Source organism: Metabacillus rhizosphaerae, from assembly GCF_037201795.1.
In the GTDB taxonomy this organism is placed as follows: Bacteria; Bacillota; Bacilli; order Bacillales; family Bacillaceae; genus Metabacillus; species Metabacillus rhizosphaerae.
Genome location: NZ_CP147403.1, coordinates 4,017,482 through 4,033,623 on the forward strand (window position 1 = coordinate 4,017,482; position 16,142 = coordinate 4,033,623).

17 protein-coding genes are annotated in these 16,142 nt (G+C 36.4%); all 17 read right to left on the reverse strand.

Annotated features, from left to right (window positions below; genetic code table 11):
* Window positions 1-15 precede the first annotated feature (15 nt).
* Entirely contained in the window at window positions 16-1,059 is a 1,044-nt protein-coding gene (gene asd / locus WCV66_RS19545) for an aspartate-semialdehyde dehydrogenase (protein ID WP_066337638.1), read from the reverse strand.
* 129 nt (window positions 1,060-1,188) lie between these two features.
* Window positions 1,189-1,791, reverse strand: coding sequence for a dipicolinate synthase subunit B (locus tag WCV66_RS19550; protein ID WP_066337641.1), 603 nt, complete (start codon window positions 1,789-1,791; stop codon window positions 1,189-1,191).
* The gene (gene dpaA, locus WCV66_RS19555) at window positions 1,791-2,690 is read right to left on the reverse strand and encodes a dipicolinic acid synthetase subunit A (RefSeq protein WP_338786598.1); all 900 of its coding nucleotides are present in this window, start codon (window positions 2,688-2,690) and stop codon (window positions 1,791-1,793) included. The genes WCV66_RS19550 and dpaA overlap by 1 nt, the downstream gene beginning before the upstream one ends.
* A 299-nt stretch (window positions 2,691-2,989) precedes the next feature.
* Complete coding sequence (locus WCV66_RS19560; protein WP_066337647.1) at window positions 2,990-3,250, reverse strand: YlmC/YmxH family sporulation protein; 261 nt, start codon at window positions 3,248-3,250, stop codon at window positions 2,990-2,992.
* A gap of 82 nt (window positions 3,251-3,332) precedes the next feature.
* Complete coding sequence (locus WCV66_RS19565; RefSeq protein WP_066337648.1) at window positions 3,333-4,571, reverse strand: M16 family metallopeptidase; 1,239 nt, start codon at window positions 4,569-4,571, stop codon at window positions 3,333-3,335.
* A gap of 28 nt (window positions 4,572-4,599) precedes the next feature.
* Window positions 4,600-5,589: a polysaccharide deacetylase family protein gene (locus WCV66_RS19570; RefSeq protein ID WP_066337650.1), complete on the reverse strand. Its 990-nt coding sequence runs from the start codon at window positions 5,587-5,589 to the stop codon at window positions 4,600-4,602.
* Between the two features lie 275 nt (window positions 5,590-5,864).
* Entirely contained in the window at window positions 5,865-7,982 is a 2,118-nt protein-coding gene (gene pnp, locus WCV66_RS19575; protein ID WP_338786599.1) for a polyribonucleotide nucleotidyltransferase, read from the reverse strand.
* Between the two features lie 216 nt (window positions 7,983-8,198).
* A complete protein-coding gene (gene rpsO / locus WCV66_RS19580) occupies window positions 8,199-8,468 on the reverse strand; it encodes a 30S ribosomal protein S15 (protein WP_066337658.1) in 270 nt (89 codons plus the stop codon).
* Between the two features lie 123 nt (window positions 8,469-8,591).
* Window positions 8,592-9,539, reverse strand: a complete 948-nt coding sequence (ribF, locus tag WCV66_RS19585) for a bifunctional riboflavin kinase/FAD synthetase (RefSeq protein WP_185653150.1) — start codon at window positions 9,537-9,539, stop codon at window positions 8,592-8,594.
* A 31-nt stretch (window positions 9,540-9,570) separates the two neighbouring features.
* Complete coding sequence (gene truB / locus WCV66_RS19590) at window positions 9,571-10,491, reverse strand: tRNA pseudouridine(55) synthase TruB (protein ID WP_338786600.1); 921 nt, start codon at window positions 10,489-10,491, stop codon at window positions 9,571-9,573.
* A gap of 161 nt (window positions 10,492-10,652) precedes the next feature.
* Entirely contained in the window at window positions 10,653-11,009 is a 357-nt protein-coding gene (gene rbfA, locus WCV66_RS19595; protein WP_066337664.1) for a 30S ribosome-binding factor RbfA, read from the reverse strand.
* A gap of 15 nt (window positions 11,010-11,024) precedes the next feature.
* Window positions 11,025-11,303: a DUF503 domain-containing protein gene (locus tag WCV66_RS19600; protein WP_066337666.1), complete on the reverse strand. Its 279-nt coding sequence runs from the start codon at window positions 11,301-11,303 to the stop codon at window positions 11,025-11,027.
* Window positions 11,300-13,498: a translation initiation factor IF-2 gene (infB, locus tag WCV66_RS19605; protein ID WP_066337668.1), complete on the reverse strand. Its 2,199-nt coding sequence runs from the start codon at window positions 13,496-13,498 to the stop codon at window positions 11,300-11,302. The genes WCV66_RS19600 and infB overlap by 4 nt, the downstream gene beginning before the upstream one ends.
* Window positions 13,499-13,517: 19 nt before the next feature.
* Complete coding sequence (locus WCV66_RS19610; protein WP_066337670.1) at window positions 13,518-13,823, reverse strand: YlxQ family RNA-binding protein; 306 nt, start codon at window positions 13,821-13,823, stop codon at window positions 13,518-13,520.
* A 4-nt stretch (window positions 13,824-13,827) separates the two neighbouring features.
* Complete coding sequence (gene rnpM, locus WCV66_RS19615; protein ID WP_066337673.1) at window positions 13,828-14,100, reverse strand: RNase P modulator RnpM; 273 nt, start codon at window positions 14,098-14,100, stop codon at window positions 13,828-13,830.
* 13 nt (window positions 14,101-14,113) lie between these two features.
* On the reverse strand, window positions 14,114-15,244 hold the full coding sequence (gene nusA / locus WCV66_RS19620) for a transcription termination factor NusA (RefSeq protein WP_066337674.1): 1,131 nt from the start codon (window positions 15,242-15,244) through the stop codon (window positions 14,114-14,116).
* A 171-nt stretch (window positions 15,245-15,415) separates the two neighbouring features.
* Window positions 15,416-15,886: a ribosome maturation factor RimP gene (rimP, locus tag WCV66_RS19625; RefSeq protein ID WP_066337675.1), complete on the reverse strand. Its 471-nt coding sequence runs from the start codon at window positions 15,884-15,886 to the stop codon at window positions 15,416-15,418.
* Window positions 15,887-16,142: the final 256 nt, after the last annotated feature.

The window sequence follows — 16,142 nt, forward strand, 5'->3', positions numbered from 1 at the left end:
TCTTCCTAATAATGATTAAACTAATTGTAATTTTACAAGGCTCTCAGCGATTTGAACAGAGTTCCAAGCTGCTCCTTTTAATAGGTTATCAGAAACAATCCACATATGGAATCCATTAACACGGTCCAAATCTTTACGAATTCGACCTACAAACACATCATTCTTTCCTACACAATGTGCTGGCATTGGATAAATTTGTCTTGATGGATCATCTTGAAGTGTCACACCATCAGATTCTTTTAATAGTTCTTTAACTTGCTCTGCTGTTACATCATGTTGATCAATTTCAACGTATACAGATTCTGAATGTCCAGTCTCAACAGGTAAGCGAACACAAGTAGCTGCTACGTGTAATTCAGGCATAGTCATAATTTTCTTCGTTTCGTTAATCATTTTCATTTCCTCAAATGTAAAGCCATTATCTTGGAATTTATCAATTTGTGGAATTGCATTAAATGCAATTTGATAGTGTTGTTCATCACCTTTTACAGGAAGAATTTCAGGTGTGTATTCTTCACCATTTAGGATGGCTTTAGATTGTTCTTTTAATTCACTAATTGCTGCTGCACCTGCTCCAGATACTGCTTGATATGTTGACACAATCACTTTATTTAAGCCATATTGCTTGCGGATTGGTTCAAGTGCAACAACCATTTGAATCGTAGAACAGTTTGGGTTTGCAATAATCCCATTATGATCTTTAAGAGCCTCTTCATTAACTTCAGGTACTACAAGTGGAACATTTTCATCCATTCTGTATGCACTTGTATTGTCAACAACGATTGCTCCACGTTTTACCGCTTCTGGTGCAAATTGTTTAGATACACTTCCACCAGCACTGAACAATGCAATTTGAACTCCTTCAAAGCTTTCAGGAGTTGCGACTTGAACAATATATTCTTCGTCTCTGAACGTAACTTTAGTACCTGCTGAACGCTCAGAAGAAAGCAAAGTTAATTTAGAAATTGGAAAATTACGTTCCTCCAGCGTATGAAGCATTTGCTGCCCCACCGCTCCTGTTGCACCGACTACTGCTACATGATAACCTTTTGCTTCCATTAAACACTAGCTCCTTCCAGCTATTTTAAACAAACATGTAAAATAGCTTCAAATCTTTTACGTATTATTCTATCACATTAATTGTCGAATGGATTCAAAAATTTATTTTTGTTTTATTGAATTTTTAAATTATTTTTCTAAATCGCGAAACTTTTCGACAACAACAGGTTGAAATTGTTTTCCTTCTAGTGCAGATAGAACTGTTTCAAGTAATGATTCCATTCTAGCAACCATTGAGTTAGGTTTCTTATCAGGAGCATCTTGACCAAAAGGAATAAAATAAATATCTTTAGTAGCCATTAAACGCATTAGATTTACACCATTTAACCCAAGTGCATCATTAGTTGAAATCCCAACTACAACAGGACGATGTGTTCTTAATGTTGCTTTGGCAGCCATAAGAACTGGAGAGTCAGTTAATGCATTCGCAAACTTACTCATTGAATTACCTGTTAATGGTGCAATTACCATACAATCAAGTGGGAGCTTCGGACCCAATGGTTCTGCTGCTACAATCGAATCAATTACTTTATTACCTGTCAGTTTTTCTATTTTTTCTACCCATTCTCCAGCAACTCCAAAACGTGTTGTTGTATTTTTAACTGTATATGATACAACAGCAATTACATCTGCACCTTCATCTAATAATGACTTAATTTGTGGATATACCTCTTCATATGTGCAATGTGATCCGGTAATTCCAAATCCAATACGTTTTCCAGATAACTTCATCAAGAAGACCCCTTTCCTTCTATTAATAAATCATTCAAAAGCTGTGTAAGAACGTTAGCTACAATTTGGCCTGCTGTTTTAGGGGCAACAATGCCAGGTAACCCTGGTGCCAAAAGAGCTTTAATTCCCCGTTTTTCAGCATAGCGAAAATCAGTTCCCCCCGGTTTTGATGCCAAATCAACGATTAGAGTGTGTGCAGGCATATTTGAGATGACCCTTGCAGTTATAACTAAATGTGGAATTGTATTAATACATACATCAATGTCATCAACCTCTTTTTGAAGGTTTTCTAATGAAAATGGTGTAAGTCCCATCTCAGTAATTCTGGCTAAATGTGCAGTATCTCTTGCTCCTACCTTCACTTTTGCTCCTAATGCTGCGAATGTTCTGGCAACACTCATTCCTACTCTTCCAAGGCCTAGGACAGCAATTTTCGAGCCATGGATTGTGATATCAGTGTGCTGAATGACCATCATGATCGTACCTTCGACTGTTGGAATCGAATTATAAATAGCAACATCATCCCGCTCAAAAAGTTGAACCAATGTTCGATTGGTAGATTGAACAATATTATCTAAGTAAGAATTTGTAATTCCTGAATATATAACACAATGTGCTGGAGTTTTTGATAGTAATTCCTCTGTTAATTTAACTTCTTCATTCGAAAACACAGTATCAATAATCCCCTCTTGTGTGGTACCAGGGATGGGCAAAATAATTGCATCTATTTCTTCAAATTGAACCTCATCTATCTTTGCTTTTGTAGCACCAGTAAAGCCATGGTCTAATTGGTCAAAACCGATGAGAAAAAGCTTTGCATCGAGTTCAGTTAATTTACGGATAACTTCAAGCTGCCTAGCATCGCCACCGATAACAGCTACGTTTAATCCCGTTAACATGTTGATTTTTCACCTTCTTTTCGGCATGTTATCTGTTATAAATTCATTGATTTTCTAGGATAACTTACTTCAACATACTATGTAGGGAATGTAGTATGGGTGATTAAACAAGAAGAATTTTGAAAGTGGAAGCTTAGTATTTTAGGAATCGGAAACCGGAATGTTCCTGTGTGATAAGTATTTTACCTTTCAAAGAGTATTCGTTTTACCTTGATGTATTCTTATTTCCACTTACCCACATGGTGGAATTAGATAAAAAAAAAAAAAAAAAACGATTGGCATATGCCAATCGAATACTTTCATGATTCTATTTTTTCAATCTGTTCATCAGGAATATCAAGAATAATCATATCTGTCCCGATCTTTTTAATATGCTGCCAAGGTACACGAATTTCTTGACCTTGTTTTCTTAGACCAAACCACTTTAAGGAAGGGATAATTAAAGTAGTGATTTGACCTGTCTGTTCATTAATTTCAAGATCTGTTTGACCAAGCACTCCTAACCGCTCTGCCCGTTTAACATCGACGATTTCTTTTCCACTTAACTCACTTAATCTCATGTTCATTCCCCCTTTCTATTATCTTATCGGACTATACCATAAAAAAATGCCTACAATTTTCATGAATTGTAGGCATTTCAAATTATTTCAGTTTTTCAGGTAGCTGTCCGTCTGGACTGATGAGGGCAACTGAATACGTATCTGTAAACAATTGGTTTGCTAGAGTATTGACGCTTTCTTCACTAACTTCATTTACCTTTTCAATGATTGAATCAAGTGTTCGATGACGTCCAAGCATAAGTTCATTTTTACCATTCCTACTCATTCTACTATTTGTGCTTTCGAGGCTTAGCATTAAGCTTCCTTTCATTTGCTCTTTGCTATTTGCTAATTCTTTTGCGGTAATACCTTCTGCTTTCAATGTTGCTAACGTATCTTGAATCGTTTCAAATAACAGGTTTAATTGGCTGCTTCCTGTACCGCCGTAGATCGTTAGTAAGCCATTATCCTCATATGAAGAATGATAAGAAAAGACCGAGTAGGCAAGTCCTTTTTGCTCCCTTACATCTTGAAACAAACGGCTGCTCATACTTCCACCTAATATATTATTTAATACGATTAAACTATAAATATTATCATGACCTACCTCTAATCCATTAAACCCGATACAAAGATGTGCTTGTTCAGTATCCTTTTTCCTTGCTAGCTTTTGATCCATAAAGCCTGGTTTTTCAACCTCACCTTTAGTTGAACTCGTTTCGTACGAACCAAAAAGTTTATCAACATCTTTTATAAATTCCTCTGATACATTACCAGCAACAGAGATTACAACTTTATCAGGAGTATAATAATCATTCATGTATTGACGTAAAGTATCTCCATTAAAGGTTGCTAACGTTTCTTCAGTACCTAAAATTGGGTAACCAAGTGGATGATCTCCATATGTAGCACGACTTAATACATCATGAACGATGTCATCTGGTGTATCTTCATACATTTTTATTTCTTCATATACTACATTCTTTTCTTTTTTTAGTTCTTCCTCATCAAATGTTGAATGAAAGAACATATCTGCTAATACATCAAGTGCATACCCGGCATGGTCATCTAAAACCTTAGCATAATAGCATGTATACTCCTTTGATGTAAATGCATTAACTTGCCCACCTATACTATCAAAGGATTCTGCTATTTCACGTGCAGATCTCGTTTTCGTTCCTTTAAAAAACATATGCTCTAAAAAGTGGGAAACACCATTATTTTGTAGATTTTCATTACGTGATCCAGTGCCAATCCATACCCCAATTGCAACTGATCGTACAGTTGGTATGTTTTCTAATACGATTCTTACCCCATTTTGACAAGTATATTTTTTTATCAAACTTGCTCCTCCTTCATAGATGCTACAATTAATCACTCATCTTTTTGTTATTCATATCATTTGTTGATAGTCTTTCTTCATCAACCATCATTGAAATAGAGCCGAACGAATATCCTTTTTGCTTGACTGATAAAATTAGTGTTTCAAGACTATCAGAAGTTGAAGAGGTTGGGTGCATTAAGATTAAAGCGCCATTATGAACTTTACCCATGACCCGCTGAACGAGCACATGCGGTTCAGGACGCTGCCAATCAATTGTATCGACACTCCACATAACTGTTTCCATATTCATTTCGTCAGCAATTTTTACAACCTCATCCCTAAAACTTCCACTTGGTGGTGCAAACCAAGTTGGCGTTACGTCTGTAACTGACTTAATGACCTCATTTGTTTTTGTTAATTGCTCTCTAATAGACGATGAAGACAACTGTTTCATATCCGGATGTGTATATGAATGATTTCCAACCTCATGACCTGCATCAACTATCATCTTAGCCATTTCAGGATTTTCTTTGACCCATCTACCTTCTAAGAAGAAGGTTGCTTTCACATGGTATTTATTTAGTGTTTCTAGCATATCAGGAATATACTCATTTCCCCAAGCAACATTAATTAGAAAGGAAACCATAGGTTTATCAGGATGTCCTCGATAAATCGGCGCTGCAGGTAAATCTGCTAAATGAACAGTCGGTTCGACTTGACGGTACACGAGGAGCTTTTCATCAAATACTCCCTTATCCTTCATTTTCTTATATGATTCTTCAACATCAACGGCTAATCCATTATAGCCTGGTGTTGCCTTCCAAACTTTATGTATTTCTGCATTTTGAGCAGGAACGTTATATTCATGGGATTTAGCTGAAATCTCATCATATAAATTGTCCTGATGCTTTGAAACGGTGATGCTAGCATATTTTATTTGATCAACATAAGAAGATGTATATGGATTTTCGATAAACCCTATGCCAACCGTTAAGATTATAAGAAATCCAACGAGATGAATAATTTTCCTTTTCATTATGTATCCCCCTTTTTACTAAAAAATATGTAAAAAGAGGACAAGGTAGAACTAGAAAGCGAAAGGTGCCTGCTTATGACTCGAGCCGATGTCACCTGCAGCTGGAGCTAGACACAAAAACTTATTCCTAAGCATAATAATTCTAAGGGCACTAAGAAAACAGACCCTTTTTAAAAAGAATCGACTTTATGTTAATAAATCCAACGATTTGCAACCGCTCTTCCTAACATCCTTTCACAACCTAAAAAGAAGCCCGGTTACCCCGGCCTCCACTATTATCCTTCTTGCTCTTCTTTTTCTTTTTGTTCTTTTAATACAGCTTTACGTGATAAGTTTACACGACCTTGCTTATCAATTTCAGTTACTTTAACTAAAATTTCATCTCCAAGGGAGAGAACATCCTCTACCCTACCGACACGTTCTTCAGCAAGTTCAGAAATATGAACTAAGCCATCTTTTCCACTGAAAATTTCAACAAAAGCACCGAATTTTTCAATGCGCTTAACTTTACCAAGATACATTTGACCAACGACCACTTCACGTACAAGATCTTCAATAATTTTCTTCGCTTTTTGATTCATTTCCTCGTTTACAGATGAAATAAATACAGTTCCATCTTGTTCAATGTCGATCTTAACGCCAGTTTCTTCAATAATTTTATTGATTTGTTTTCCGCTCGGTCCAATAACGTCTCTAATCTTATCTGGATTTATTGCCATCGTTAAGATTTTAGGTGCATATTGTGAAAGCTCTTGCTTTGGTGTTGAGATGGTAGCAAGCATTGATTTTAGGATCTCCATACGACCCTTTTTCGCTTGTTGCAACGCTTCTTCTAGGATTTCACGAGAAAGTCCTTCAATTTTAATATCCATTTGTAAGGCAGTTACACCTTTTTCAGTCCCTGCTACTTTGAAGTCCATATCACCTAATGCATCTTCCATACCTTGGATATCTGTTAATACTGTATAGTGCTCTCCAGATTTCACTAGACCCATTGCGATACCAGCTACTGGAGCTTTAATTGGAACACCTGCATCCATCATTGCTAAAGTACTTGCACAAATACTTGCTTGTGATGTTGATCCATTTGACTCTAGAACTTCTGAAACAAGACGAATAGTATATGGAAAATCCTTTTCAGATGGAATAATTGGTTCTAATGCTCTTTCACCTAAAGCGCCATGACCGATTTCACGTCGTCCTGGTCCTCTCATTGGTCCTGTTTCTCCAACACTAAACTGTGGGAAATTATAATGATGCATGAATCGTTTTGATTCTTCGATACCAAGACCGTCTAATATTTGTACATCCCCAAGTGCACCGAGCGTACAAATACTTAATGCTTGAGTTTGTCCACGTGTAAACAAGCCTGAACCATGTGTTCTTGATAATAAATTCACTTCAGATGAAAGTGGTCTGATTTCATCAACACCACGGCCATCAGGTCTTACTTTTTCTTCAGTAATTAGGCGACGAACTTCAGCCTTTACTAGTTTAGAAAGAATTTGTTTAACCTGCTTAATTGTGCGATCATCTGCTTCTTTTTCTTCGAACTTAGCAATTACAGCATTTTTCACTTCTGTAATAGCAGCTTCTCTAGCATGTTTTTCTTGAACTTGAATAGCTTGTAATAAGTCGGTTTCTGATAAGTCACGAATTTCTTTTTCTAGCTCAGAATCTAATTCAAAAAGTTCAATTTCTGTTTTCTCTTTACCAACGGCTGCAGCAACTTCTTCTTGGAAGGCAATTAGACGTTTTATTTCATCATGTCCAAACATAATTGCCTCTAACATAATTTCTTCTGGTACCTCTTCTGCACCAGCTTCAACCATATTAATTGCATCTTTTGTGCCTGCAACGACTAAATGAATATCGCTTTGTTCAGCTTGTTCAACAGTTGGATTAATGACAAACTCATTATTAATTCGACCTACTGTTACACCAGCGATCGGTCCTTCGAATGGGATATCCGAAACACAAAGTGCTAGTGATGACCCAAACATTGCTGCCATTTCAGAAGAACAATTTTGATCAACACTCATAACAATGCTAATAACTTGTACTTCATTTCTAAAGCCGTCAGCGAATAATGGTCTTATTGGACGATCGATTAACCGACTTGCCAAAATTGCTTTTTCACTTGGACGACCCTCTCTTTTTATAAATCCACCAGGAATTTTCCCTACTGCATATAGTCGCTCTTCATAGTTTACAGTTAACGGAAAGAAATCAAGTGGCTTCGGTTCCTTTGAAGCAGTTGCTGTACTTAATACTGCAGTATCACCGTAACGAATTAATACGGCACCGTTTGCTTGTTTGGCTAATTGACCAATTTCAACTGTTAGGTTTCTACCAGCCCAGTCTATGGAAAACTTTTGCTTTGCTTGTCCCATATATGTAAAACTCCTCTCTTACTAGTTAGTTTTAATATTATGTATTAGTATGAACCATTTATATTCAACATATCAATGTTGTTATTGTATGTAAATAGGTTAATTAGAAAATCTTGATTCATCGCCAAGTACTATTGACAATGCTTAAGTTTTTCTTATACAGGCTCTTTATTTAAATACACTAAAAAAGCGGGAATAATCCCGCTTTTGAAGTAATTATCGACGTAAACCAAGCTTGTTGATTAACTCACGATAACGAGTTACGTCTTTATTACGTAGGTAAGTTAGTAAGTTACGACGTTTACCTACCATTTTTAATAGACCGCGACGTGAATGGTGGTCTTTTTTGTGAACACGTAAGTGATCGTTCAAGTTATTGATGTCCTCAGTAAGGATAGCAATTTGAACCTCTGGAGATCCAGTATCAGATTCATGTGTTTTAAAAGTAGCGATTAGTTCGTTTTTACGTTCTTGTGTGATAGCCATCCTTTTCACCTCCTTAATTTACAAAACCCCAATTACCGAGCAACCGTTGGTGAATCGATTTGCCAAGCAATGGTTTTAAGTTACATCAATTAGAATACTATTTTTCTAATGATTTTGCAAGAGCTAAACTGTTTTTTTTCCAAAGTATTGTAGTGCGGCAACTTTATCGTTCGCAATTTGTGAGATTAATTCATCTACATTATGAAACTTTTGTTCACTTCTTATACGTTTAAACCATGAAACTGAGACTTTTTCTTCGTAAATTTCATTTTGAAAATCAAAAATATGAACTTCAATACTTGGTTTGGCAGATTTCTCTTTATTAAAGGTAGGCTTGTAACCTATGTTACATACCCCTTCATATTCTTGACCATTTACAATGATTGAAACGGCATAAACTCCTGTTGGTGGCAATAAATAGACATCAGACACCTCGACATTAGCTGTTGGAAATCCGATCGTTCTCCCTCTTTTATCACCATGAACAACAGTGCCTGTAACACTATGTGGTCTACCTAGCAGTTTATTAGCATATGTTACGTCACCGCTTCTTATCACTTCACGGATTAATGTAGAACTAATCTTTCGATCATGATCTGTTTGTTTTTCTACAGTAGTATGAAAAAATTGTTCTCTAGAATGGAACGGCAAAGTTTCCATAGTCCCTTTTCCTAAATGTCCATATGTAAAGTCAAAGCCCGCAACTGCATGCTTAACATTCAAGTTTATGATATAGTCATCCACAAACTGTTGTGGCAATAAAGCTGCAAAATCCTTTGTAAATTCCACAACAAATAACAGGTCTACATTTAATTCCTCAATCAAGCGGATCTTCTCATCAAGGGGTGTAATATAGTCAATTCCTTCCTGATTACGAAGAACCACAAGAGGATGTGGATTAAATGTCATCACTGCGCTCTTAATCCCAAGATTTTTAGCAATCTCTTTTGCTTTCAGAATAACTTTCTGATGTCCAATATGAACTCCATCAAAATAACCCAATGCTAAAACCATTTCATCAAGGTCTTGCTTCATAAAATTATGTGGTTGAGACAGCTTAATTAGTTTCACGGTCACTTCACCTTTTCTCACTTATAACATGTTAAATTTCATTATACAGCACCTTCGTAGGCTTCATAAGATGTTGTTTAGTAGGATGTTTAGCATAAATAGCTAGGCAACGTCCATCTTCACTATAAACTGCAATTGGAGACCCAGCTTCAAGATCTTGATACTCTGAAGGTAACTCAAGCACTGCACCATTTTTCACTTTCTCTGCTAGCGTATCATGGATAATTAGATTCGGCAAATCTTTTAACGCTTCACCAATTGACAGTAAAGAATCCTCAAGTGTTCCACATTCAATTGCTGCTTCAATTTCTTCAAAAGTCAAACAATTTGCCAATTCAAATTCTCCTGACTTTGTACGAATAAGATGGGACATATGGGCTGGGTAGCCAAGTTTTTCTCCAATCATTACAGCTAAAGTTCGGACATATGTACCTTTTGAACAGGTAACACGGAAGCGAAATTTAGTTAAATCATTATCGTTTATTACGTCTCCAAGAAGAACTAAATCATCAATTGTAATAACTCGAGCTGGCCTTTCAACCTCTATACCAGCTCTTGCATATTCGTAAAGCTTCTTCCCTTTCACTTTTACCGCTGAGTACATTGGGGGAATTTGTTCAATCGAACCAAGCATTGAATTTAAAACATGTTCAACTTCATCTTGAGTAATTTTAGAATTCACTTTTTTTCTTGCTACTTCTTCACCTGATGAATCTTCAGTTGTAGTGGAAAAACCAATTGTTACCTCTGCTTCATACGTTTTCGATGAAGCTGTTAGATATTCTACAATTTTAGTTGCTCTTCCAAGACATAATGGCAATACTCCTGTTACATCAGGGTCTAGTGTACCTGTATGTCCAACCTTTTTTGTTTTTGCGAGCCTTCGCATTTTGGCTACACAGTCATGGGATGTCATCCCAACAGGCTTATTTAGCAAAAGTACACCTTCCATTTAAATACCTCCCTGCAATTATTTAAAATGTGAAATGATGTTACTATGTAAAATAATTTGCATTTCACTTTCCTGATTTATTATAAGACTGATACCTATCATAAATTGTGTCGCTACAAGAAAAGGGATAGACGAAGGTGTCTATCCCTTAAATAAAGGAGTTAATCCTCCTCTTTATTTTGAACATTCAACTCATGAATAAGTGTTTCAATCCGATTTCCATAACTTATTGATTCATCAAATTCGAATTGAATTTCAGGAGTTTTTCTTAGGCGGATTCGTTGGCCTATTTCTGAACGGATAAACCCTTTTGCCTTCGCTAAGCCTTTTAGCGTGTTTTGTCTTTGTTCTTCATCACCTAAAACAGAGATAAATACTTTAGCAATTTGTAGGTCTCCTGATACACTTACATCTGTTACTGTTACAAAGCCGATGCGAGGGTCTTTTATTTTTCGACCAATAATATCGCCAAGTTCTTTTTTCATCTGTTCACCGACACGGTTTGCTCTTAAGCTCATGCCTTCACCTCTTCATTAAAACCATTCAAACGAAGTTACTGTTCGTTCAATTTCAGGAAAGGAATCAATAAATTGCAAAACATTATGCAATTCCCTTTCAGTTTGCACCTTAGAGGAACTTATGGCAACAATACCAAACTTCGTACGTTGCCACGTGTCCTGAAATTCAATTTCTGAAATTGAAACATTATACTTTTGCTTTATTCTTGTAAGCACTCGTTGTAAAACAGCTCTTTTATCTTTTAATGACTGTGAATCATAAATGATGCATTCACAATCTATATAACCGATCATTTACGTTCAATTTCCTCCATCACATATGCTTCAATAATGTCGCCTTCTTTTATATCATTGAAGTTTTTAATTGTGATTCCACATTCGTAGTTACGAGCAACTTCCTTTACATCGTCCTTGAAGCGTTTTAAGGTATCAATTTCACCTTCAAATACAACAATACCATCGCGGATTAGTCTAATACCACTATCACGAGTGATTTTACCTTCAGTAACATATCCTCCTGCGATCGTACCAATTTTGGAAACCTTGAAGGTTTGTCTTATTTCAACTTGACCAATTACTTTTTCTTCGAATTCAGGGTCAAGCATACCTTTCATTGCTAATTCAATTTCTTCAATAACTTTATAAATAATACGATGTAGACGAATGTCAACTTCTTCAACATCTGCTGTTTTCTTAGCACCATTATCAGGTCTAACGTTAAACCCAATTACGATTGCTTTAGAAGCAGCTGCTAGAATGATATCAGATTCAGTAATTGCACCTACACCTGTATGGATGATCTTAACACGAACACCTTCAACATCAATTTTATGCAATGCTGCTGCTAATGCTTCCGCAGACCCTTGAACGTCAGCTTTTACAATTAAATTAATGTCTTTGATCTCACCTTGTTTAATTTGCTCAAATAAATCATCTAAGCTCAACTTAGAACCTTCGCTACGTTGTGCATCAAGCTGCTTCTGAGCTCTTGCTTCCCCAACCTGACGAGCTTGTTTCTCATCTTCAAATACCATGAACTGATCTCCAGCTAAAGGTACGTCATTTAAACCTGTGATTTCAACAGGAGTAGATGGTGCTGCCTCTTTCACACGGCGACCGATGTCATTAACCATTGCACGTACACGACCAAATGTATTACCTACTACAATTGGATCACCAACGCGAAGAGTTCCGTTTTGAACAAGTAATGTTGCAACAGAGCCTCTACCCTTATCTAATTGTGCTTCAATTACCGTACCTGTAGCACGTCTGCTTGGGTTAGCTTTTAATTCCTCTACTTCAGTTACAAGGATAATCATTTCAAGTAGATCATCAAGTCCTTGACCAGTTAAAGCAGAAACTGGTACAAAAATAGTATCCCCACCCCAAGCCTCTGGTACTAGACCATGTTCTGTCAATTCTTGCATAACACGATCAGGATTTGCTGTCGGTTTATCAACTTTGTTTACAGCAACAATGATTGGTACTTCAGCTGCTTTAGCATGGTTAATAGCTTCAATTGTTTGCGGCATAACACCATCATCTGCGGCTACTACTAAAATGGTAATATCTGTTACTTGCGCACCACGAGCACGCATAGTTGTAAAAGCAGCATGACCTGGTGTATCAAGGAAGGTAATCTTTTGATCATTAGAAACAATCTGATATGCACCAATATGCTGAGTGATACCCCCAGCTTCACCTTCAGTTACTTTCGTATTTCGAATGGAGTCAAGAAGGGTTGTTTTACCATGGTCAACGTGACCCATGATTGTTACAACAGCAGGGCGGATTTGTAAATCTTCATCACGGTCCTCTTCTTCATACTTCTCGAATTCTGTTTTTTCAAATACAATTTCTTCTTCCACTTCAACACCATATTCACCAGCAATTAATTCAATTGAGTCTTTATCAAGCTCTTGATTAATTGTTGCCATTGTTCCGAGTAAAAGAAGCTTTTTAATAATTTCCGAAGGCTCTTTACCAAGCTTTGAAGCTAATTCTCCTACAGATAAACTATCTGTGAAGGTAATTTTACTAGGTAGTTCCTTTTTAGGCTTTGGTTGAACAGGTTGTTGGAAGTTACCTTTATTTTTCTTATTGTTGTTGTTTTTCTTACCTTTATTTTGATTAAAGGGTTTATTATTAGATTGATTTGGCTTTTTGTTATCTCGGTTATTGTTAGTTGGAGCTTGCTTAAGCGATTTATTGTTAGCAGATTTCTCTCCACCACTAGTTGTTTTTACATTTGAATTGTTAGGACTTGTATTAGAATTATTCACTTGTTTCCCCGGTTTCTTAGTTGATTCGTTATTTGTATTTTCTTGACTTTTTGCTTTAAATTTTTGATCAAGCTTAACTATGACATTATCTTCAATTGTTGACATATGATTATTAACTTCAACATTCATCTCTTGTAACGTAGAAATAATGTCTTTACTTGATACATTTGTTTGTTTTGCATATTCATAAACTCGCATTTTTGTCATACGTTCACCCCCAAGAATATTAATCGAGCAAGGTTTTTAACTTTGCAGCAAAGCCAGCATCATTTATCGCTACAACGACTCTCGCATCTTTACCAATTGCTTGACCTAACTGGTAGCGATCCTCAACGGTTTTTAAGGGGACCTGATAAAATTTACATTTATCTGTTACCTTCTTCATTGTATTAGCGGATGCATCTTGTGAAAGAAGAACAAGTTTAGCGCGTTGTTGTCTCACTTCTTTAACAACAAGTTCCTCCCCTGATATAACTTTTCGTGCTCGATTTGCTAAGCCCAATAAGGACGTCCATCGTTGCTGCTGATTCATGTATTTATTGTTTCTCCTTCTCAGCCAATTGAAGTAACTCTTCGTATACAGTTTCATCAATTTTTGTCTTTAAATGATTAGCAAGAATATTTTTCTTTTTCGCTAAAAGAATACACTCTTTATCAAGTGTGATATAAGCTCCACGTCCATTTTTTTTTCCGGTTAGGTCGACAGAAACATCGCCTTCCTTTGATCGGACAACTCGGACTAATTCTTTTTTGGTTTTCATTTCACCTGTTGCAACACATTTACGTAAAGGAATTTTGCGATTGTTCATGTGATTTCACCTCTTATTCACTAAGCTCAGGTTCATGAATACTAGTTAAAAGTGGTTCGTCATCAACATCAACGTCGGATTCAGACTTTTGAAGTGGATAAATTCCAGCTTTTTCGGCATCTGTTTCACTTTTAATATCTATTTTCCAACCAGTAAGCTTAGCTGCTAAACGAGCATTTTGTCCACGTTTACCAATTGCTAATGATAATTGATAATCAGGAACAATAACTGTAGTAGCTTTTTCTTCTTCATTTACAAGTACCTCAACTACTTTAGAAGGACTAAGTGCGTTAGCGACAAATTCAATAGGATCTTGCGACCATTTTACAATGTCAATTTTTTCTCCTTTTAATTCGTTGACAATTGCTTGTACTCGTTGCCCTTTAGGCCCAACACATGATCCAACCGGATCTACTTCAGGATTCTCGGAATGTACAGAGATTTTTGAACGATCTCCAGCTTCCCTAGAAACAGATTTAATTTCAACAGTACCATCATAGATTTCTGGAACTTCGATTTCAAACAATCTCTTTAAAAGTCCCGGATGTGTTCTAGACACAAAAATTTGTGGGCCCTTCGTCGTTTTTTCAACCTTTGTAATAAATACCTTTATACGGTCATGTGGTTTATAAGTTTCATTTGGCATTTGCTCACTAACAGGTAAAAGAGCTTCTATTTTACCTAAGCTTACATAAATGAATTTAGAGTCGATACGCTGAACAATACCTGTCATAATATCTTCTTCTCGATCAATAAACTCGCTATAAATTACACCACGCTCAGCTTCACGAACACGCTGAGTTACGACTTGTTTAGCTGTTTGTGCTGCAATACGACCGAAATCCTTTGGAGTAACTTCCATCTCAATCACATCGTTCAGCACATAATTTGGATTGATTCCTCGTGCTTCACTAAGAGATATTTCAAGACGCGGATCATATACCTCATCAACAACATCTTTTCTTGCATAAACCTTCATTGTCCCTGTTTCACGATTTAAATCAACGCGAACATTTTGTGCTTGGTTAAAGTTTCGTTTATAAGCAGAAATTAATGCAGCTTCAATTGCTTCAATGATAATTTCCTTGCTGATGCCCTTTTCCTTTTCTAAAATTGTTAAGGCATCTAATAGTTCACTACTCATTTTAACGGCTTCCCCCTTAAAAAATAAGCTAAATGCATATTGTTTTGCTAAATCCACCTTCTACAGTTAAGGTACAAGCTTAGTACACTTAAGAAGTAATGAGGAGAATGCTTGGACTTGTAAGTGGATAAATACTCACAAATCTGCTGGAGATACTGCAGTCGATGCTAGTTAAAATGTTACGGCTAATCTAGCTTTTGCCACTTTATCATAAGGGATTTCAACCTGTTTTTTCCTAGTCTTAATTGTTACAGTTACAGTAACCGTTTGACCGTCAAAATCAGTTAAGACACCTTCAAATAACTTTTCTCCATTTATTGGTTCATATGTTTTAATATGGACCTGTTTACCAATTGCTTTCTTTAAATCTTCTTCTTTTTTTAATGGTCTCTCAGCACCTGGCGATGAAACTTCTAAGAAGTAGTTATGTTGAATGGGATCTAATTCGTCAAGCTGCTCGCTTAATCGTTCACTAACTACACCACATTCTTCAATATCAATGCCTTTTTCAGAATCAATAAATAATCGAAGAAACCAATTAGAACCTTCCTTCACGTATTCAATATCGACCAATTCTAATTTCATATCGTTTAAAATTGGTGTCACTAATTGTTCCACGATTTCCGTTACTTTTTTGCTCATTCTCTTCCTCCTTGCTAAGAAAAGCGCATGCCTTGGGCAACGATAATCACATACCTTTGGTGATTATTGACTTGAAGGCTAGGCGCTGAAGCTAGACATGATTCTTTAGTCCAAAAACTAGCATCCTTATCCTAAACAGCAATTTGACACCTTTAAGTTGCTGAAAAACCCTGCCTTTTGAGCAGGGAATGGTATGTACTATACTATCCGAGTGACGAGGACGATAACAATACGAAAGAGTGGGTTTCCCCACTCT

Excerpts from the sequence above, each read along its gene's own strand:
- asd (WP_066337638.1), bottom strand. The coding sequence starts at position 1,059 with ATGGAAGCAAAAGGTTATCATGTAGCAGTAGTCGGTGCAACAGGAGCG.
- rimP (WP_066337675.1), bottom strand. The coding sequence starts at position 15,886 with ATGAGCAAAAAAGTAACGGAAATCGTGGAACAATTAGTGACACCAATT.
- nusA (WP_066337674.1), bottom strand. The coding sequence starts at position 15,244 with ATGAGTAGTGAACTATTAGATGCCTTAACAATTTTAGAAAAGGAAAAG.
- WCV66_RS19600 (WP_066337666.1), bottom strand. The coding sequence starts at position 11,303 with ATGATCGGTTATATAGATTGTGAATGCATCATTTATGATTCACAGTCA.
- truB (WP_338786600.1), bottom strand. The coding sequence starts at position 10,491 with ATGGAAGGTGTACTTTTGCTAAATAAGCCTGTTGGGATGACATCCCAT.
- WCV66_RS19570 (WP_066337650.1), bottom strand. The coding sequence starts at position 5,589 with ATGAAAAGGAAAATTATTCATCTCGTTGGATTTCTTATAATCTTAACG.
- WCV66_RS19550 (WP_066337641.1), bottom strand. The coding sequence starts at position 1,791 with ATGAAGTTATCTGGAAAACGTATTGGATTTGGAATTACCGGATCACAT.
- WCV66_RS19610 (WP_066337670.1), bottom strand. The coding sequence starts at position 13,823 with ATGAATCAGCAGCAACGATGGACGTCCTTATTGGGCTTAGCAAATCGA.
- WCV66_RS19560 (WP_066337647.1), bottom strand. The coding sequence starts at position 3,250 with ATGAGATTAAGTGAGTTAAGTGGAAAAGAAATCGTCGATGTTAAACGG.
- rnpM (WP_066337673.1), bottom strand. The coding sequence starts at position 14,100 with ATGAACAATCGCAAAATTCCTTTACGTAAATGTGTTGCAACAGGTGAA.
- dpaA (WP_338786598.1), bottom strand. The coding sequence starts at position 2,690 with ATGTTAACGGGATTAAACGTAGCTGTTATCGGTGGCGATGCTAGGCAG.
- rpsO (WP_066337658.1), bottom strand. The coding sequence starts at position 8,468 with ATGGCTATCACACAAGAACGTAAAAACGAACTAATCGCTACTTTTAAA.
- pnp (WP_338786599.1), bottom strand. The coding sequence starts at position 7,982 with ATGGGACAAGCAAAGCAAAAGTTTTCCATAGACTGGGCTGGTAGAAAC.
- rbfA (WP_066337664.1), bottom strand. The coding sequence starts at position 11,009 with ATGAGCTTAAGAGCAAACCGTGTCGGTGAACAGATGAAAAAAGAACTT.
- infB (WP_066337668.1), bottom strand. The coding sequence starts at position 13,498 with ATGACAAAAATGCGAGTTTATGAATATGCAAAACAAACAAATGTATCA.